Origin of the sequence: Streptomyces narbonensis, assembly GCF_014649015.1 — a bacterium.
In the GTDB taxonomy this organism is placed as follows: Bacteria; Actinomycetota; Actinomycetes; order Streptomycetales; family Streptomycetaceae; genus Streptomyces; species Streptomyces narbonensis.
The window spans coordinates 1-18,010 of record NZ_BMSF01000012.1; the positions used below are offsets into that span (position 1 = coordinate 1).

The 18,010-nt window shown below is 73.2% G+C and carries 13 protein-coding genes and 1 pseudogene; 2 read left to right on the forward strand and 12 right to left on the reverse strand.

The features are described 5' to 3' along the window. Window positions 1-237: 237 nt before the first annotated feature. Both IE124_RS22700 and IE124_RS22705 read right to left on the reverse strand, forming a co-directional pair. The gene (locus IE124_RS22700; protein ID WP_189509751.1) at window positions 238-987 is read right to left on the reverse strand and encodes a permease prefix domain 1-containing protein; all 750 of its coding nucleotides are present in this window, start codon (window positions 985-987) and stop codon (window positions 238-240) included. Continuing rightward, the gene (locus tag IE124_RS22705) at window positions 984-1,331 is read right to left on the reverse strand and encodes a PadR family transcriptional regulator (RefSeq protein WP_189509753.1); all 348 of its coding nucleotides are present in this window, start codon (window positions 1,329-1,331) and stop codon (window positions 984-986) included. Before IE124_RS22705 ends, IE124_RS22700 begins: the two co-directional genes overlap by 4 nt. Before the next feature lie 122 nt (window positions 1,332-1,453). Here IE124_RS22705 and IE124_RS22710 point away from each other — a divergent pair, with 122 nt between their 5' ends. Then, window positions 1,454-1,939 (forward strand): hypothetical protein, encoded by a 486-nt coding sequence (locus tag IE124_RS22710; RefSeq protein WP_189509755.1) that lies wholly within the window; start codon window positions 1,454-1,456, stop codon window positions 1,937-1,939. 147 nt (window positions 1,940-2,086) lie between these two features. Here IE124_RS22710 and IE124_RS22715 read toward each other — a convergent pair whose 3' ends face one another. The 3 genes and pseudogenes from IE124_RS22715 to IE124_RS22725 all read right to left on the reverse strand — a co-directional run. Then, a complete protein-coding gene (locus tag IE124_RS22715) occupies window positions 2,087-2,773 on the reverse strand; it encodes a hypothetical protein (protein ID WP_189509757.1) in 687 nt (228 codons plus the stop codon). Further along, complete coding sequence (locus IE124_RS22720; protein ID WP_189509759.1) at window positions 2,773-3,303, reverse strand: SigE family RNA polymerase sigma factor; 531 nt, start codon at window positions 3,301-3,303, stop codon at window positions 2,773-2,775. Before IE124_RS22720 ends, IE124_RS22715 begins: the two co-directional genes overlap by 1 nt. A 319-nt stretch (window positions 3,304-3,622) precedes the next feature. Continuing rightward, window positions 3,623-4,639 (reverse strand): annotated as a pseudogene (locus IE124_RS22725) (LacI family DNA-binding transcriptional regulator); the annotation flags it as partial. A 273-nt stretch (window positions 4,640-4,912) separates the two neighbouring features. Between IE124_RS22725 and IE124_RS22730 the strand changes: the two are divergent. Beyond that, window positions 4,913-7,792, forward strand: a complete 2,880-nt coding sequence (locus IE124_RS22730) for a glycoside hydrolase family 2 TIM barrel-domain containing protein (protein WP_189509761.1) — start codon at window positions 4,913-4,915, stop codon at window positions 7,790-7,792. Window positions 7,793-7,795: 3 nt separating this feature from the next. Here IE124_RS22730 and IE124_RS22735 read toward each other — a convergent pair whose 3' ends face one another. From IE124_RS22735 to arfA, 7 genes are all read right to left on the reverse strand, one after another. Then, window positions 7,796-8,845 carry a rhamnogalacturonan acetylesterase gene (locus IE124_RS22735; protein ID WP_189509763.1) on the reverse strand — a complete coding sequence of 350 codons (1,050 nt, stop codon included), beginning with the start codon at window positions 8,843-8,845 and terminating at the stop codon, window positions 7,796-7,798. 8 nt (window positions 8,846-8,853) lie between these two features. Next, on the reverse strand, window positions 8,854-11,586 hold the full coding sequence (locus IE124_RS22740; RefSeq protein ID WP_189509764.1) for an exo-rhamnogalacturonan lyase family protein: 2,733 nt from the start codon (window positions 11,584-11,586) through the stop codon (window positions 8,854-8,856). A gap of 961 nt (window positions 11,587-12,547) precedes the next feature. Then, window positions 12,548-13,132 (reverse strand): hypothetical protein, encoded by a 585-nt coding sequence (locus IE124_RS22745; RefSeq protein WP_189509766.1) that lies wholly within the window; start codon window positions 13,130-13,132, stop codon window positions 12,548-12,550. Beyond that, window positions 13,129-14,001 carry a carbohydrate ABC transporter permease gene (locus IE124_RS22750; protein WP_229832721.1) on the reverse strand — a complete coding sequence of 291 codons (873 nt, stop codon included), beginning with the start codon at window positions 13,999-14,001 and terminating at the stop codon, window positions 13,129-13,131. The genes IE124_RS22745 and IE124_RS22750 overlap by 4 nt, the downstream gene beginning before the upstream one ends. Then, window positions 13,998-15,032, reverse strand: a complete 1,035-nt coding sequence (locus IE124_RS22755; protein ID WP_370468801.1) for a carbohydrate ABC transporter permease — start codon at window positions 15,030-15,032, stop codon at window positions 13,998-14,000. The genes IE124_RS22750 and IE124_RS22755 overlap by 4 nt, the downstream gene beginning before the upstream one ends. Then, the gene (locus IE124_RS22760; protein ID WP_189509768.1) at window positions 15,032-16,282 is read right to left on the reverse strand and encodes an ABC transporter substrate-binding protein; all 1,251 of its coding nucleotides are present in this window, start codon (window positions 16,280-16,282) and stop codon (window positions 15,032-15,034) included. The genes IE124_RS22755 and IE124_RS22760 overlap by 1 nt, the downstream gene beginning before the upstream one ends. Before the next feature lie 193 nt (window positions 16,283-16,475). Beyond that, window positions 16,476-17,990: an arabinosylfuranosidase ArfA gene (gene arfA, locus IE124_RS22765; protein WP_189509770.1), complete on the reverse strand. Its 1,515-nt coding sequence runs from the start codon at window positions 17,988-17,990 to the stop codon at window positions 16,476-16,478. Between the last annotated feature and the right edge of the window lie 20 nt (window positions 17,991-18,010).

Below are 18,010 nucleotides of genomic sequence, written 5' to 3' on the forward strand. Positions count from 1 at the left end.
CATTCCCGTCGTCGCCCCTAGGGCGGCCCCGCGGCGTCTGGTGCGTGCTCTCGGCGTGCCGGGGGGAAGCCCACGTACTGGACGTACGTGGGCTTCCACCCGGTGCGGCGAGAGTGCGTGCCTGGGGGCACCTCCCAGCGGTAGCTGGGGGAGAACGCCGCGGGGCAGACGGGAATGTGACGACACCCCCTAGGTCGCCACCGGCCGCGGAAGGGTTGCCCCCGTGCGACACCGAAGTCAGGTGGTGCGCGCCGTCCGGGAGACCGGGAGGCGGGCGCAGCGGCGGCAGGCGCGGGCCGAGGTCGCCACGACGGCGTGCGAGGCCGCCGCGAGGGCGCCGGCGCAGGCGAGCAGCGGCCAGTTCGTGGCGAGGGCGGAGGCGACGGCGAGCGCGAGCGTCGTGACGGCCATGGCGACCCCGGCGGTGGTGCCGGTCCAGGCGACGAGGAGGGGCAGCCGGGGCGGGGTGGGCAGCCGGCGGGCGAGGGTTCCGGTGACGGCCAGGGTCGCGGCTGCGAGCAGTGCGGCGCCGATCGCGACTCCGGCCAGGTGCGCGGCGAGCAGCTGCGCGGCGCGGGGGACGGACCCCGTCGGGTCGGCGGCGGGGGTCAGCGCCAGGTACCAGCAGGCGACGAGGAAGGGCGCGGTGAGCGCGACGGCCCGGGCGGTGTGGCGGGCCTGGGCGAGGGTCAGCTCCCGCTGGCAGCTCGGCACGAGCTCGTCGACCGTCCCGAACTCCCGCACCGCCGCGCGGATCGCGTCCGGGTACGGGCCGCCGCGCTCGGCGTGGGCGTCGGCCGTGTCGGCGAGTCCGCCGCGGATCTCCTCGACTAGCCGGGCCTTCGCGCGGGCCGGTCCGTGCAGGGCGGCGGCCAGCTCGGCGGCGTAGGCGGCGAGGGGGTCGTGGGGATCGAGAGGGTCGTGGGGGGCGAGGGGGTCTTGGGGGCCGTGGGGGTCTAGGGGGCCGGTGGCGGGGGCGGTGGTCATGTGGCGAGCCCGGGCGGCGGTGCGGTCGGGTTCAGCACCGAGCCGATCGCGGCGGTGAACTCGCTCCATGCCGTCCGCTCGCCCGCCAGCGTCTCCCGGCCGGCCTCGGTGAGTTCGTAGCAGCGCCGGCGCCGCTCGCCTGAGGAGGACTGCCAGCTGCTGCTGAGCAGTCCGACCCGCTCCAGCCGCTGGAGCGCCGGATAGATCGTGCCCGTACGCAGTTCGAGCACGCCGCCGCTGCGCTGCTGGACCGCGGTGATGATCGCGTACCCGTGCAGCGGGCCCTGTTCGAGCACCGCGAGCAGCAGCCCGTCCAGGTGCCCTCGTACCGCATCCGCCTTCATAGGTAGGCAGCCTACCCAAAAGACCGGTAGGCAGTGTATGCATAGGGGAACAACGTATTGGCAGCCAACACATCAGGGCGGCTGCCGGTCCGATCCAGCTCCTGTGTGCGGAGGCATGCGCCGTGACCGAATTCCTGTTGTCCGTCCACGTCCTGGTGGCGATCGTCACGGTCGGGTCGATCACCGTGGCCGCCTCGATGTTCCCCCGCGTCGCGCTCCGGGCCTGCGGCGGCGGGGAACGGGAGGACGGGGGGCCGGCCGGAGGGACGGGGACGGCCGTGGTCCTGCACCGCGTCTGCGCGGGCTACGCCGTCGCCGGCGTCGTCGTCCCGGTCTTCGGGGTGGCGACCGGCGCCCAGCTCGGCGTCCTGACCGACACCTGGCTGATCGTGTCGATGGTGCTGACCACGCTCGCCGCGGCCCTCCTGGGCCTCGCCGTCCTGCCCGGCCAGCGGCGCCTGCTCGCCCTGGCCGAGGGCGCGTCCTCCGCGGCGGATGCCCGCCCCGTGGCGTCCCGACTGGCCATGCTCACCGGGGTGTTCAACCTCCTGTGGGCGGTCGTCGTGGTCCTGATGATCGTCCGCCCCGGCTCCACGACGGGTGTGTGACCCCTGGCCGCCCCGTCAGGACGAGCGTGCCGCGCCGGCGGTCACTTCGCGGGGGGGCTCAGGCCGTCACTTCGCGGGGGGGGCGCTCAGGCCGTCACTTCGCGGGGGGCGCTCAGGCCGTCACTTCGCGGGGGGGCGCGCACGCGGTCACTTCGCGGGGGGCGCGCCGCCGAAGCCTCCCCGGAGGGTGGCCCGGCCGCCGTCGCCACCCGCCAGGACGACGGTGTACGTGTCGGCCGAAGCGTCCCGCATCCCCTCGGCATGGTTGTACTGGGCCGCGAAGACGTGGCGGCCCGGCGGCACCGTACGGCCCGGCTTGAGGGTCCACCGGTAGAGCAGGGCCCCCGGCTCCTCGGTGACCGTGACGGTGAAGTCCTCGGCCGGGCGCGTGCGCCAGTGGCCCGTGCTCACGACGCCGGCCGTACGGGCGACCCGCACGTCGACGACGAGGCCCGACAACGGCGTCTCCGTCGTCACGGCGAGATCGCCCTGCGCCCACCAGCGGTTGCTGCCGGGGTCGATGGTGCCCGCCGCGGCGGCGACCGGGCCCGGCGCGGGCAGCCGTGAGGCGGGGGCGTCCGGCCCCCGGTCCAGCGTGGTCACGGCGAGGCCGCCGACGCCGACCACCCCGGCGACGGCCACCGCCACGGCCACGGCGGCCGTCCAGCGCCTGCCGCTCCACGGGAGCGCCCTCGGGCCGCCCGCGCGGGGCCGCCGGGATGCCTGCGGCGGGGCGGCTAGGCCCCGCTCCACCCGGGCGAGCATGCGGGCATGGTCGGGCTGGTGGGCGAGCCCGGCCTCGCGCAGCTCGCGGCGCAACTGCTCCTCGTCCATCAACGCCTCCCCGCGACGAGTTCGGTGGCGGCCCGGTCGCCCAGGAGGCGCTGGAGCTCGGCCATCCCCTTGGCGGTCTGGCTCTTGACCGTACCGACCGAGATCCCCAGCGCGAGCGCGGTGTCGCGCTCGGAGAGGTCGAAGGCGTGCCGCAGCACCACACAGGCGCGCTTGCGGAAGGGCAGCGAGCGCAGCGCCGTCCGCACGTCGAGGACGGCCGGGACGTCGGGGTCCTCGACGTGATCCGGGCGCCGGTCCCAGAAGGCGGCGATCCGGCGCCGCTCGCGCACGGTGCCCCGGATCCGGGTGCGGACGAGGTTGGTGACGACGCCCCGGGCGTAGGCGGCGGGGTGGTCGGCGGCGCGGACCCGGTCCCAGCGGTGCCAGAGGGCAAGCATGGCGTCGGCGGCGAGGTCGTCGGCCGCGTCGGTCTCCCCGGTCAGCAGGTGCGCGAGGCGGGCGAGTTCGGCGTAGTGGCGCGCGAAGAAGGCCCGGAACTCCGTCGCGCTGTCGTCGACGTCAGCGTCCACCGTGACCACGACGGCCCTCGGTGGTACGGGCCGACGCATCGGGCGCGGCGGACGGAGCGGTTCGGGAGGGCCGGACGGTCCGGGCGGACTCCGCCGTCCGGGCCGATTCGACAGTCCGGGCCGATTCGACGGTCCGGGCCGATTCGACGGTCCGAGCCGGTTCGACGGTCCCGGACGCTTCGGCGAGTGCAGACGGTCCGGCTCCGGCCGCCGCACCCGCGTCCACACCCGGCCCCGGACCCGCACTCGCACTCGCACCAGCGCCCGCACCCGCGCCCGTATGAGCGGCACTTGCGCGGCCGGCGTTCGCGCGGCCCGTCGCCGGCCCCGTGCTCGCGCGCTCGGTCAGGCGCGGCGGGATCAGTTCCGTGCCGCGCGCGGCCTCGCCTCGGAGGCGGGCGACGAGGCGTTCCACGGCGAGTCGGCCCATCTCCTGGGCGGGCACGGAGACGGCGGTGAGCGGAACGGAGGCGTGGGCCGCGACCTGGTCGGGGCAGATCGCGGCGACGGAGACGTCCTCGGGGACCGCGCGGCCCTGGTGGCGCAGGAGCGCGAGCAGCGGTTCGACCGCGGCCTCGTTCTGGACGACGAGGGCCGTGGTGCCGGGCCGTTCCTCGAAGACGCGGGTCACCGCGGCGGCGACGGCCGCGTAGGTGCCCTCGACCGGCCGGTGGAGCAGCCCGACGCCGTACGCGTCGGCGGCGGCCCGAAGTCCCGCGAGCGTGCGGGCGGCGAAGCCGGTGCCCCGCGCGTAGACGGCGGGCGGCTCGCCGAGGACGGCGATCGCGGTGTGGCCGAGGCCCGCGAGGTGCTCGACGCAGCGGACGCCGGCCGCCTCGAAGTCGAGGTCGACGCAGTCGAGTCCGGTCGAGGAGGCGGCTTCGGCGGACGCGGCGGGGAGCCCGATGAGGACGGAGGGGCGCTCGGCCTCCTGGAGGCAGGGCAGCCGGGGGTCGTCGAGTTCGACGTCCATGACGATCATGGCGTCGGCGATGGCGCTGCCCTCCACCCGCCGGACGGCCTCGGGGCCCTCCTCGCCGGTGAGCAGCAGCACGTCGTAGCCGTGGGAGCGGGCGGTGGTGGTGACGGCCATCGCGATCTCCATCATCACCGGCACGTAGAGCCCGGTGCGGAGCGGCATCATCAGGGCGAGGATGTCGGTCCGGCTGCTGGCGAGCGCGCGGGCGCCCGCGTGCGGCCGGTAGCCGAGGGCGTCGATGCTGTGCTGGATCCGCTCGCGCGTGGGCGCGGATATGGAGCGTTTGCCGCTGAGCACGTAGCTGACGGTGCTGGCCGACACCCCGGCGTGGCGGGCGACATCGGCGAGGGTGACCACGTGCGCGCTCCTCGGCAGTTCCCGGTGTTCCGGGCGACCGCCCGACGGTGATGGTTCCGGGCGACCGCCCGTTGATCCGGCTCCCGACCCTAAGCGGCTGCTCGACGAGCTGTCCAGGCGGGTCGCGAAGAGTCCAAGGGCCCGACGGCCGCGCGGGGTTGTGCGCCGGCCTCCCGCGCGATGGGATGGATCCCGGACGGAAAGCGCTTTCTGCATCACTGACCTCTCCTTTCCCTCCCGCACACTTCTTTCCCTCACCCCGTCAGGAGCACCATGGACGCCCTTCCCTGGTACGAAGACCTCTCCCCCGGCCGCGGCACGCTCCCGCCCCGCGCCTGGTACGCCGGCTCCGACGCCACCGTCCTCTCCCTGAACGGCTCCTGGGGCTTCCGCCTCTCCCCCACCGCCGACGCCGAGGACGACTCCTTCGCCGCCCCCGACTTCGACGCCGGCGGCTGGAGCGCTATCGCCGTCCCGGGCCACTGGGTGCTCCAGGGCAAGGAGGCGGAGTACGGCGGTCCCGCGTACACGAACGTCCAGTACCCCTTCCCCGTCGACCCGCCCCGCGTCCCCACCGAGAACCCGACCGGCGACCATCTGCGCCGCTTCGACCTGCCCGACGGCTGGCCGGCGGACGGCGGTGCCGTGCTCCGCCTCGACGGGGTCGAGTCCTGCGCCCGGGTCTGGCTCAACGGCACGGAGCTCGGCGAGTTCAAGGGCTCGCGGCTGGCCCACGAGTTCGCCGTGGGGCACCTCCTGAAGGCCCGGGACAACGTCCTCGCGCTCCGCGTCCACCAGTGGTCCTCCGGCTCCTACCTGGAGGACCAGGACCAGTGGTGGCTGCCGGGCGTGTTCCGTGACGTGACCCTGCTGCACCGGCCGGCGGGCGCACCGGGCGACTTCTTCACGCACGCCTCGTACGACCACACCACCGGCGCCGGCACCCTGCGCGTCGAGTGCGACGTGCCGGGCCGCGTCACCGTGCCCGAGCTCGGACTCGACCTCGCCGTCGGGGAGCCGGCGACCGTGCCGGTCGAGCCGTGGAGCGCCGAAGCGCCCCGACTGTACGAGGGCGTGCTCACGGCCGGCGGTGAGCGGATCCCGCTGCGGATCGGCTTCCGGACCGTGGCCGTGGAGGACGGGGTCATGAAGGTCAACGGCCGCCGGATCCTCTTCCGCGGCGTGAACCGCCACGAGTTCCACCCGGAGCGCGGCCGGAGCCTGGACCTGGCGACCATGCGCGAGGACGTGGAACTGATGAAGCGTCACAACATCAACGCCGTCCGGACGTCCCACTATCCGCCGCACCCGGCCTTCCTCGACCTCTGCGACACGTACGGACTGTGGGTGATCGACGAGGGCGACCTGGAGACCCACGGCTTCGAGGACCTGGCCTGGCGGGGCAATCCGGTCGACGACGAGCGCTGGACCCCGGCCCTGCTCGACCGGGCGGCCCGGCTCGTCGAGCGCGACAAGAACCACCCCTCGGTGATCGTCTGGTCGCTCGGCAACGAATGCGGCACCGGCGCCGGCCTGACCGCGATGGCCCGGTGGATCCGCGACCGCGACCCGTCCCGGCTCGTCCACTACGAGGGCGACCGCTCCTGCGCGGACACCGACCTCTACTCGCGGATGTACCCGCCGCACGCGGAGGTCGACGAGATCGGCCACCGCGCCGACGAGGGTCCGGAGGCGAGGCAGCAACTCCCCTTCATCCTCTGCGAGTACGCGCACGCGATGGGCAACGGACCGGGCGGACTCTCCGAGTACCAAAGACTGTTCGAGACCCACGAACGCTGCCAGGGCGGCTTCGTCTGGGAGTGGATCGACCACGGCCTCGTCCACCCGGTACACGGCCACGGCTACGGCGGCGACTTCGGGGAGGAGGTGCACGACGGGAACTTCGTCTGCGACGGGCTGCTCTTCCCCGACCGGACCCCGTCGCCGGGGCTCGTGGAGTACAAGAAGGTGATCGAGCCGGTACGGATCACCCCCGGCCCGGCGAACTCGGTGCGGGTGGCCAACGGCCACGACGTCGTCGATCTGGCGCATCTCGCCTTCACCTGGTCCTTCCTGGCCGACGGCGAGACCCTCGCCGCCGGCCCGCTCGACGTCCCGCCGCTCGCCGCCGGAGCGAGCGCGCGGGTGACCCTGCCGACCGCGCCCGCACACCCGGCGGGGGCCGAAACCATGTGGACCGTACGGGCGTTGCTCGCGCGTGACACCGCGTGGGCGCCCGCCGGGCACGAGGTGGCCTGGGGCCAGGTCCCCGCCTCCGCGCCGGCCCCCGCGCCGCGGAAGGCGACCGGTGCACGGCCGGTCCGCTCGACCGACGGCAGGATCACCCTCGGCCCCGCGGTCTTCGACGCCCGCACCGGCGAGCCCCTCGCTCTGGGCCCCCTGGCGGTCACCGGGCCGCGACTCGACGTCTGGCGGGCGCCTACGGACAACGACGAGGGCGCACCCTGGCAGCCCGACGAGCGCCACGGACCGCTCTGGCGCGAGCTGGGACTCCACCGGATGCGGCACCGGATCGACGAAGTCGCCCTGGACGAAGACTCCTTGACCGTACGGACCCGCGTGGCGCCCGCCGCCCGGGACGTCGGGCTGCGCACCACCTACCGCTGGACCTCGGACGGCACCGCGCTGCGGCTCGCCGTCGAGGTCGTCCCCGAGGGCGACTGGCGGGTGCCGCTGCCCCGGCTCGGGGTCCGGCTCGGGCTGCCGGCCGCCCTGGACCGGGCCGTCTGGTACGGCGCCGGGCCGGGCGAGGCGTACCCCGACACCCGGGCCGCCGCACGGCTCGGCCGCTGGGAGTCCGTCGTGGACGCGCTGCGGACCCCGTACCTGCGACCACAGGAGAACGGCGCCCGGATCGACACCCGGTGGCTGGAGCTGACCTCCGCGAGCGAAGGCGTACGGGTGGAGGGCGAGCCGGCCTTCGCGTTCACCGCCCGCCGCTGGACCACCGAGCAGCTGGACGCCGCCGCCCACGACACCGACCTGGTCGCGGGCGACACGCTCTGGCTGCACCTGGACCACGCCCAGCACGGCATCGGCTCCCAGTCCTGCGGACCGGGCGTGCTGCCGGAGCACCGGCTGGACGCGGCCCCGGCGGCGTTCGCCCTGACCTTCACCCCCGTGGCACGTTAGGCCTCACCTGAGCAGCCGGTCCGGGACGACGTCCCGGGCCCGCAGCTCGGCGGCGACGAGGGCCGCGTACTCGGTGGCCCCGCGGACCGAGGTGTGGGTGTTGTCCCGTTTCTCGGCCGTCAGGTAGAGCGCCTTGGAGGCCTCGGGCCCCAGCTGCTCGACCCGTGCCTTCGTGAGGGCGGTGAGGTCGATCAGCGGGGTGCCGAGGGAGGCCGCGAGCGCCCGGATCTCGGCCGGGTGGTCGACCCCGAGGCCGTTGACGAGCAGCGCGACGCCGTTGTCCAGGGTGCCGTCGGAATTGAACCAGCGGCGGACGATCGGGGTGACGAGGACGGGTTCGCCGCCCCGGGCCCGTACCCGCTCGACCAGGCCGGTCAGATTGGCGCGGTAGGTGGCCGCATCCGTCTGCTTGTCGTTGTGGGCGAGCTGGATCAGGACGGGATCGCCGGGGCGGATCGCCGCCTCGACCGTGTCGAAGAGCGCCGGGTTCGCCAGGAAGGTGACGGTGCTCTCGCCGGAGTCGGCGTGGTTGGCGACGGCGATCCCCCGCCTGAGGTGGGCGGGGAGCTGCTGTCCCCAGCCGGTGTACGGGTCGCCCGGCTGGTCGCAGACGGTGGAGTCGCCCACGAGGAAGAGGCGCCGGGCGGCGGGGGCCGGGGTGATCCGGAGCGCGGTGACGCGCGGGGCGGCGCCACCGAGGACCAGGTCGAGTCCGGGGCTGCCGGCCGGTCCGGTGGGCTCGCCCTCCGGCTCGCGGACGTCGACGGTGAACGAGCGCCGGACGGTCTCCCCCGCTGCGGTGGCGGTCTCGGCGAGCAGGGCGCGCCGGGTCTCGCCGGTGACGGCGGTGGAGCCCGCGGTCGCGCCACCGAGGGTGACGGTGACGTCGTACGTACCGGGGGCGACGTCGAAGTGGCAGGCGAGCGCGCCGGCGGCGGTGACGGCGCAGTGGTCGAGGCCTTGTCCGTAGGGGCCGTCGGCGTGGGCTGCGGGGGCTGCGGCGAGCGACCCGAGGAGGGTCGCGGCGGCGGCGATCACGGCTGCGGTTCTCATCGTGTGCCTCACTTCGGGAGGTGGTCGCCGACGAGGGCGAGGTTCTGGATGGCGGCCAGGCCGTACAGGGCCGTGGTGTTGGTGCTGATCCACAGGTGCTCGTAGCCGGGTTCGAGGGCGGCGGAGCCCTGGACGGGCGTCTTGTCCCAGACCATGGCCGCCGTATAGCCGTCGCTCTTGTCGAACTTGGCCCAGGCGCGCTGCGCGAGCTTGGTGTCGTTCAACTGGGCCGCGGCGTAGGCGTCCTGGCGCGAGTGGCCCTGGAAGAGGAGGAGGGTGCCGAAGTTCTTTCCGTAGCGGGCGGCCTGTTCGGTCTTGGAGGCGTTGAAGTAGCGGCAGTAGTCGAGCCAGGCCGCCTTGAACTGCGGCATATCGACGAGGTCGATGAGCTCGGCGCACATCTCGACGAGGCCGAACATGGCGGAGAGGTGGGAGACGCCGACGACGGGCTCGGTCGCGACGGCGAAGCGGCCGGTGTCGAGGTCGTACAGACCGGTGCCCTGGACGAAGCCGTTGGGCTGGGCGGCGATGGTCTCCATGGTGGAGCGCAGCCGGGCCTCGGCCTTGGCGGCCTTGGGGCCGCCCCGCTCCCATTCGGTGAGCCAGGCGGCGGCGAGACCGCTCCAGTCGGTGCCGAAGCCGATGGAGAGGGCGTGGCGGTCGGGCGTGTACGGCTCGGTGCGGATCTTGCGGATGGGGTCGAGGACGAGGAAGGTCTCGTCGGAGTCGACGAGGTCGCTCATGAGGTCGCCGACGCGTTCGTCGGCGGTGAGGAAGTAGTACGGGCGCCGGTAGACGGCGGTGGAGATGCGCTGCTGCTTGGCGCTGCAGGCGAAGTGCTGGACGCCGTGGCGGGTGCCGAGTCCGGCCCACTGACCGAGGTGGTAGACGTCGACCTCGCCGGTGTGGCGGGTCATGGCCTCGGCGAAGCGGAAGACGTCGGCGCGGCCGGAGCGCAGGTAGGCGTACCAGAGCCAGAGGTCGGGCGAGAGCTCGGAGTTGTCCCAGGCGTAGCCGCCGACGTCGTACCGCCACTGGTGCCGGTCCTCGTCGTAGGTGTGCATGATGTCGCCGTAGTCCCAGAAGCCGTACCAACGACGCTGCTCCGCCTGGTCCTTGTAGTAGGTGAAGAGGTAGTCGAGGTGGTCCTCGATCTTCGCCTTCGCGGGGGTGGAGCGGTCGACGGGCGAGAAGAGCCCGCCGAACACCCGGGCGCGGACGAGGTCCTCGGGGGCGACGGCGAGCTGCGGCGGGGTGCTGACGGCGGCGGACTGGGCGACGAGGGTCTCGGCGGTGGGGGTGGCGGCGTTGGCCCAGAACATCAGCTCGCTGGTACGGGCGATGCCGTACGGGGTGCCGAAGCCCGGCTCGTAGTCCTCGTAGGTGATGTTGAGGCCTTCGAGCTGCTCGGGGAAGGCGTCCTGGCCCATGCCGTCGTGGTAGAAGCGCAGGTCCATGGGCTGGGCCTCGGGCGACCAGAGCCAGAGGGTGACCTCGGCCGCGTCGCCGGCCGCGCCCCGGATGTCGAGCTGGGCGGGGTGCTTCTGCCAGAAGTCCCGCAGACCGAAGGAGAGTCCGCCGGTCACGCCTCCGACGTAGCCGAAGCCGTTCGCGCGGCGACCGCCGCCGGCCGGGATCCAGCCGTGGCCTGGCTTGGTCCGCTTGCGCAGGGCGAAGCCATCGGCGGAGAGCTGGGAGAGGGTGTAGTCGCCCCAGGTGGGGACGTACTGCATCCGGGTCGTGACGCGCTGGTCCCAGGTGGCGGGGTCGGGCAGCTTCTCGCCCTTGACCTGGGCCGTGCGGACGGCGGCGCCGGGGTCACGGCGCAGGCCGGTGACGCCCTGGACGGCCTCGGTGAGGAAGCCCGCGCCCTCGCCGGCGAGGCGGACGTGCCGGTCGTAGGCGGCGTCGCGCAGGGGGACGGTGAAGCGGACGCCGAGGCCGCGGATGAAGTCCTTGTTCTGGTCGCCGTCGTAGGTGATCGTGTGGACCATGCGGAAGGACTCGGAGCCCGCGTAGAAGTAGAGGCGCACGGAGAACGGCAGCCAACTGCGGCTCCCCTTGCGGTGCTTGCCGTCGATCCGGACCACGGCCCGGACGGGACCGCTCTGTTCGACGACGGCGCCGGATATCTCGCCGTCGAACCGCTCCCACTTGGCGTTGCCCTGATCACCGTCGTCGAGGTCGCTCTGCCGGAGCAGGACGAGCCGGCCGTCGGTGGCGATCTTCACTCCGTCGCGGGTGACGGACTCGACGAGCTTCCCGCCGTCCTTCCACATCACGGCGCGAACCGTGCCGGTGTCGACGGTGATCCTGCGTCCCGTCTCGGTGACGGAGACGGTCTTCGTGGCGGTGGCGGGGGTCCCGGGGGCGAGGGTGAACCGCTCGGACCCGGCGGCCTCGGGACCGACGGCGTGCGCGGTCCACTTGAGGGAGCCGTCGGGCCAGCGGGCGGTGGTCCAGGTCTGTACGGGAACGGCGGCGCCGTCGGCGGTGGTCAGCGCGAAGGCCTGGTCGGCCGGGTGGGCGCCCTTCGGCCATGCGGCCCCGAAGGTCGACCCGCCGGCGGCCCCGAGCCCACCGGGCTCCAGCCACCCGACGGTGGAGGGCCGGTCGGCCGCGGGGACCTCGACGGGCCCGGCGGCCTGGGCGTCCCCGCGCCCGAGAACCCAACTGAACTGCACGGCGGCACCGGCGACGGCGGCGGCCTTGAGGAGGGAGCGACGAGGTAGTGAGGACACGGATTCTCCTTTCAGGGGCATGCGGAGGGCATGCCTGCGGAAGTGGGGGGTACGGGGGCGGCGCGGCGCCTAAGGGCGGACCTGGCGGAGCCGGGCCCGGGCCTGCGACGCCCCGACCGGTCGGCCACGGCGGCGGACCCGGGGGTGCCCGGGCCCGGACCACCCGTGGGGGGCCGCACCCCTGCAGGGGCTGAGCCCACCCCCTGGGGGCCGCACCCCTGCATGGCTGGGCCCACCCCCGTGGGGGGCCGCACCCCTGCAGGGGCTGAGCCCACCCCCGTGTGGGCCGCACCCCTGCAGGGGCTGAGCCCACCCCCGTGTGGGCCGCACCCCTGCAGGGGCTGAGCCCACCCCCGTGTGGGCCGCACCCCTGCAGGGGCTGAGCCCACCCCCGTGTGGGCATTCGTCCCGCTGGGGCGGGACGGGTGGGCACACGGGACGGCGCCCTCTGCGGGCGCCTCCGCCCCCTGTGCCTGGACCCGCACCACTGGCGAGCCGCACACCGGGTGCGGGTCAGGGCGCGGAAGCCTAGGCCCGGCACGGGGCGCCGTCCCGTTGTGCCCACCCGTTCCGCCCCAGCGGAACGACTGCCCACAACGGGGGTGGGGCACCGTCCCGCAACGGGCGTGGAGCGCCATCCCACAACGGGGGTGGAGCGCCGTCCCATCAACGGGGGTGGGGCACCGTCCCGCAACGGGCGTGGAGCGCCGTCCCATCAACGGGGGTGGGGCACCGTCCCGCAACGGGAGTGGGGCACCGTCCCACAACCGGAGTGGAGCGCCGTCCCACAACGGGCGTGGGGCACCGTCCCACGACGGGGGTGGAGCGCCGTCCCACAACGGGCAGGGCGCAGACCCGTGGCGGGCTGGCGGCCCCCGTCGGGGCGGGGCGGGGCGCAGCCCAAGGCCCCGGGGTCGCGGGCCCGGCGCGACCGGGATGGTCGCGGCCCCGGGAGTGTGGGTCAGACCGGTAGCGTCGCGCGGTGTTCCGCCGCCACCGTCGCGGCGACAAGGACGCCGAGGGCCGGCACGGCCAGAGGTGCGGAGAACCAGGCCGACGCGGCGATCACCACCAGGCCGCAGACGACGAGCAGGGACCCCGCGGGGTCGCGCAGCGACCGCCGGGCCGCCGGGCCGAGGAGGGCCCGCCACCGCAGCTCCGGCCGCCAGGCCGTGGCCGCCCGCAGGACGGTGACCGTCAGCCAGATCGCCGCGAGGATCGCGAGGGTGCCGGCCGCCTTCCCCCCGGGCACGGGCAGCGCCCGTACGAGGGCGAGGTCGGCGCCCGCCAGGACCAGCGCGGTGAGGTAGGCGGTCCCCGCCGCCCAGCCCCCGCCCCGCAGGGCCGCCCGCAGGTCGGCCGCGAAGAACCGCAGGCCGGCCTGCTCGTCCCCGGTCCAGCGCCTCAGGTGCCCCGCGCCGGCGGCGAGCCCCGCCGGCAGTGTCACCAGGGGCAGCGCGGCGACGGCGATCCACACCCCCACCAGGAGACACTCGGCGAAGACGCCGAACCCGGCCTGGAACCGGCCCCTCGGACGGGCGCTCATCCCTTGAGGCCCGACGTGGCCATGCCGTCGATGAGGTACCGCTGGAAGGCGAGGAAGAAGGCGACCACCGGGAGCAGCGCCACCAGCGACATCGCGATCATGCCGCCGTAGTTGGCGACGCCGTCCTGGTCGACGAACATCTTCAGGCCGAGCGAGACCGTGTACTTCTCGGGTTCGTTGAGGTAGATCAGCGGGCCCATGAAGTCGTTCCACGCGTTGATGAAGGTGAAGATCGCGCTGGTGATGAGGGCCGGCCGGCACAGCGGCAGCACGATCGACCAGTACGTCCGCAGGTGCCCGCAGCCGTCGAGGCGGGCGGCCTCGTCGAGCTCCTTCGGCAGTCCACGCATGAACTGGAGCATCAGGAAGACGAAGAAGGCGTCCGTCGCCAGGTACTTGCCGAGTAGCAACGGCGTGTAGGTGTTGATGAGTTCGAGCTTCTGGAAGAGCACGTACTGCGGGATGAGCAGCACGTGGTACGGCAGGAGCAGCGTGCCGATCATCAGGGTGAAGAGGACTCCGCGCCCGGCGAAGCCGATCTTGGCGAAGGCATAAGCGGAGAGCGAGCTGGAGATCAGCACGCCCACCACCGAACCGACGGCCAGGAGCAGGGAGTTGCCGAAGAAGGTGGAGATGGGGATGTCGGCGATGCCGTCGGCGAGCCGGCGGTAGTTGTCGGTGATGGGGTCGGCGGGGAAGAGGGTCAGGCTGCCGACGATCTCGTCGTTCGGCTTGAAGGATCCGCCCACGACCCACACCACGGGGTAGAGGATGACGGCGAGCACGGCCAGGGACCCGAGGTGCCAGGCCAGGGAACCCGCGGTGCGGGGCTTCGCGGCCCTCACGGTCGTGCGTGTGGCGAGGCTCATCGGGCCCCCTCCTCGTAGTGCACCCAGCGCCGCTGGGACCAGAACAGCACCGCCGTGACCAGGCCGACGGCGAGCAGCAGCATCCAGGCCATCGCCGAGGCGAGACCCATCCGGCTGTTCTCGAAGCCCTGGATGTAGAGGTAGCAGGTGTAGACGAGCGTGCCGTCGGCCGGTCCGCAGGCGTTGCCCTGGCTGCCGATGATGTAGGCGGAGCCGAAGATCTGGAAGGAGTGGATGGTCTCCAGGAGGACGTTGAAGAAGAGCACCGGGGAGATCATCGGCAGCGTGATGTGCCAGAACCGACGCCATGGGCTCGCTCCGTCGACCTGCGCCGCCTCGTACAACTCCCTGGGCACCTGCTTGAGTCCGGCCAGGAAGATGACCATGGGGGCACCGAACTGCCAGACGGTCAGCGCGACCAGGGCGTAGATGATCCGGTCGGGGTCGCCGATCCAGCCTCCGGCGTCCAGGCCGAAGAGCTGCTGCGTGCGGTCGACGGCGGCGCCGTCGGAGAAGATCGCGCGCCAGACGATGGCGATGGAGACGCTGGCCCCGATGAGCGAGGGCGCGTAGAACGCGGCCCGGTAGAAGCCCTGTCCGCGCCGGCTCTGGTTGAGCAGGAGGGCGACGCCGAGCGCAGCGGCCAGTTTCAGCGGGGTGCCGATGACCACGTACCAGCCGGTGATCTCGACCGAGGTGCGCCAGCGGGGGTCGCCGAACATCTCGGTGAAGTTGTCGAGGCCGATCCACTTCGGGGCGTCGAAGAGGTTGTAGTCGGTGAAGGCGAAGTAGAGCGAGGCCACCATGGGACCGGCGGTGAGCAGGAGGAAGCCGGCGATCCAGGGGGACATGAAGAGGTAGCCCGCGAGGTTCTCGCGGCGGGCCCGGTGGGGGCGGGCCGTGCGGCCCGCCGCCCGGGGTGGGCGCCCGGCGCCGGACGGGGAGGCCACGGGTGCGGTCCCCCCGTCCGGGCCGGTCGCCGGCACGGGGTGCGTTGCGGGAGTCGGCGCGGAGGTCACGGCGGCGTCCATCAGGAGGAGAGCGCCGTCTTCGCCTCGGTGAAGTACTGCTTCACCGCGTCCGCGACCGGTCGCTCGCCCAGGGACATCTCCTCGGCGAGCCGCATGAAGGCGGCCTCGCAGACGTCGGCGCCGGCCGGGTGCGGGGTGATCGGCTCCAGGACGCGGGACTCGACGAGCTGCTTCTCGTACGCGGCGATCTGCTTGCCGACCTCGTCGGTCGGTACGTACGCCCCGTACTGGGCCTCGGTGGCCGGGACGCCCCGGTCGTAACCCATGATCTTCCCGACCTCGGGGTCGTGGACCATGAAGTCGATGAACCGGGCCGCTTCCATGGGGTACTTGGTGCGCTTGGAGGCACTGAGCATGAGGGACCCGAGGTACTGTCCGGTCTTGCGTCCGTCCGTGGTGGGGATGGGCGCCAGGCCGTAACTGCTCTTGCCCTCGGCGGTGTAGCGGACGGCGAAGTTGTCCCAGGTGAACTCGCAGCCGGCGAGTTCGGCGGTCACGGCCGACTTGGGCTTGGCCGGGATGGTCTTCTTCGGGTCGGCGTAGACGCCGGACTTCACCCGCGCCGCGGCCTTGGTCCACCAGTCCGTCAGGTCCGCCTCGGTGAAGCCGAGGCCGGAGGTGGTGAAGAAGGCCTTGCCCTGCTGGCGCAGGTAGAGGTCGTACAGGTACATGATCCCGTACGGACCCGCGTCCCCGGCCCGGCCCTGGCTCTCCTGGATCCGGGCGAGGGCCGCGTGGTACTCGTCCCAGGTCCAGCCGGGCTTCGGGGTGACCCCCGCCTTGGTGAAGACGGCCTGGTCGACGACGAGGGCCATCGAGTTGCTGCCGACGGGGACGCCGAGCAGCTTGCCGTCGACCTCGCCGAACCTCTCCAGGCCGGCGCGGAAGCCGTCGAGGCGGAGGTTCCCCGCCCCGGCCTGCTCGCGCAGGTCGAGGAGGACGTTCTTCGCGTCGTACTTGCGCAGGAAGCCGATGGCGTTCTGGAAGACGTCCGGCGCGTTGCCGCCGGACGCCTGGGTGTTGAACTTCTTCCAGAAGTCGGCGTAGGGCTGGAAGTCGGTCTTGATCCTGATCTTCGGGAACTTCTTCTCGAAGAGCGCGATCGACTGGTTGATCCGCTTGGCCCGGTCCTCCGAGCCCCACCAGCTGTACCGAAGGGTGACGGTGCCGTCTCCGGAGCCCGAGCCGGTGCCACAGCCCGCCGCGGTCAGGCCGAGAGTCGCAAGGGAGCCGCCGGCGACCTTCAGCATGCTCCGACGGTCAACAGTGCCTTGAGTGCGCACAGTTCGTCCTCCGTGCGTTAATGGAACGTTTCAGGAAAGCGCTTGCTGGGACAAAGTAGGGTTGTCGGCCAGCCACGTCAACGCTTGCGACCGGATCTTTCGAAGCGCTTCGAATCGCCCGAGGTGGCGGCCCTTGTGAAAGGATTCAACCCAGGGCTCGTCAGCCCAGCCGGATGACGTTCCAGGACATCGGCTCCAGGACCGCCCGCAGCAGCCCGTCGTCGAGCGTCGACCCGTCCACCGGGTGCGGCAGGACCCGCTCCGGCTCCTCCAGCGTGTTGCGGGCCTCGGGGTCCGCGTCGGCGAGCGCGCTGTGCTCGACGACCCGGTCGAGACCGAGGCCGCGCAGGGTCACCTCCAGCGGCAGGGACGCCGCCCGGTCGCGGTTGACGGCGAAGACCGTCACGGTGCCGTCCTCGGCGCGGACCGCCGTGGCGTGGAGCAGGGGGACCTCCCCGTACTTCACCGTGGGGTGGGCGGGCGAGTCCACGCGGACGTCGAGGACCGTGCCCCGGCCGTGCCGGGAGGCCTGGGCGAAGGGGAAGAAGGTGGTCTGCCGCCAGGCGGGGCCGCCGGGCTCGGTCATGATCGGGGCGATCACGTTCACGAGCTGGGCGAGGCAGGCCACCGCGACCCGGTCGGCATGGCGCAGCAGCGTGATCACGAGGCTGCCGAAGACGACGGCGTCGGTGACGGTGTAGACGTCCTCCAGGAGCCGCGGGGCCTCCTGCCAGTCCTCCACCGCGTGCGGGTTGGGCCGGCGCTGGTACCAGACGTTCCACTCGTCGAAGGAGAGCGTCAGCTTCTTCGCGGACTTCAGCCGGGCGCCGACGTGGTCACAGGTCGCGACGACCTCCTCGATGAAGGCCTCCATCTCGACCGCGGAGGCGAGGAAGGAGTCTCGGTCGCCGTCCGCCTCCTCGTAGTAGGCGTGCAGCGAGACGTGGTCGACGACCTCGTACGTCTCCGCCAGGACCGTCGCCTCCCAGGCGGCGAAGGTCGGCAGCCCGCGCGCGGAGCTGCCGCAGGCGACGAGTTCGAGGTCCGGATCGATGCCGCGCAGGGCGCGCGCGGTCTGCGCGGCGAGCCTGCCGTACTCCTCGGCGGTCTTCTGGCCGGTCTGCCAGGTGCCGTCCATCTCGTTGCCCAGGCACCACAAGCGGATGCCGAAGGGGTCCTTGTCGCCGTGGGCGGCGCGGCGGTCGGAGAGCTCGGTGCCGCCGGGGTGGTTGGCGTACTCGACGAGGTCCATGGCCTCGGTGATCCCGCGGGTGCCGAGGTTGATCGCCATCATCGGCTCGGCCCCGGGTCCGGCCTTCCGCAGGAAGGTCATGAACTCGCTCAGGCCGAAGCGGTTGGTCTCGGTGGACCGCCAGGCGACGTCGAGCCGGCGCGGTCGCTCGTCGACCGGGCCGACGCCGTCCTCCCAGCGGTAGCCGGAGACGAAGTTGCCGCCGGGGTAGCGGATCGCGGTGACGCCCAGCTCGCGGACGAGCTCCAGGACGTCGGTGCGCAGGCCGTCCTCGTCGGCGGCCGGGTGGCCGGGCTCGTGGATGCCGGTGTAGACGCAGCGCCCCAGGTGCTCGACGAAGGAGCCGAAGAGGCGGGGGTCGACGGCGCCGACGGCGAAGTCGGGGTCGAGGGTGAAGCGGGCGGTGCGCTCGGGAAGTGACACGCCGATCCCTTTCGTTCGAG

Coding starts and splice junctions, on each gene's coding strand:
- IE124_RS22700 (WP_189509751.1), bottom strand. CDS start 987: ATGACCACCGCCCCCGCCACCGGCCCCCTAGACCCCCACGGCCCCCAA.
- IE124_RS22705 (WP_189509753.1), bottom strand. CDS start 1,331: ATGAAGGCGGATGCGGTACGAGGGCACCTGGACGGGCTGCTGCTCGCG.
- IE124_RS22715 (WP_189509757.1), bottom strand. CDS start 2,773: ATGGACGAGGAGCAGTTGCGCCGCGAGCTGCGCGAGGCCGGGCTCGCC.
- IE124_RS22730 (WP_189509761.1), top strand. CDS start 4,913: ATGGACGCCCTTCCCTGGTACGAAGACCTCTCCCCCGGCCGCGGCACG.
- IE124_RS22735 (WP_189509763.1), bottom strand. CDS start 8,845: ATGAGAACCGCAGCCGTGATCGCCGCCGCCGCGACCCTCCTCGGGTCG.
- IE124_RS22745 (WP_189509766.1), bottom strand. CDS start 13,132: ATGAGCGCCCGTCCGAGGGGCCGGTTCCAGGCCGGGTTCGGCGTCTTC.
- IE124_RS22750 (WP_229832721.1), bottom strand. CDS start 14,001: ATGAGCCTCGCCACACGCACGACCGTGAGGGCCGCGAAGCCCCGCACC.
- IE124_RS22755 (WP_370468801.1), bottom strand. CDS start 15,032: ATGGACGCCGCCGTGACCTCCGCGCCGACTCCCGCAACGCACCCCGTG.
- IE124_RS22760 (WP_189509768.1), bottom strand. CDS start 16,282: ATGCTGAAGGTCGCCGGCGGCTCCCTTGCGACTCTCGGCCTGACCGCG.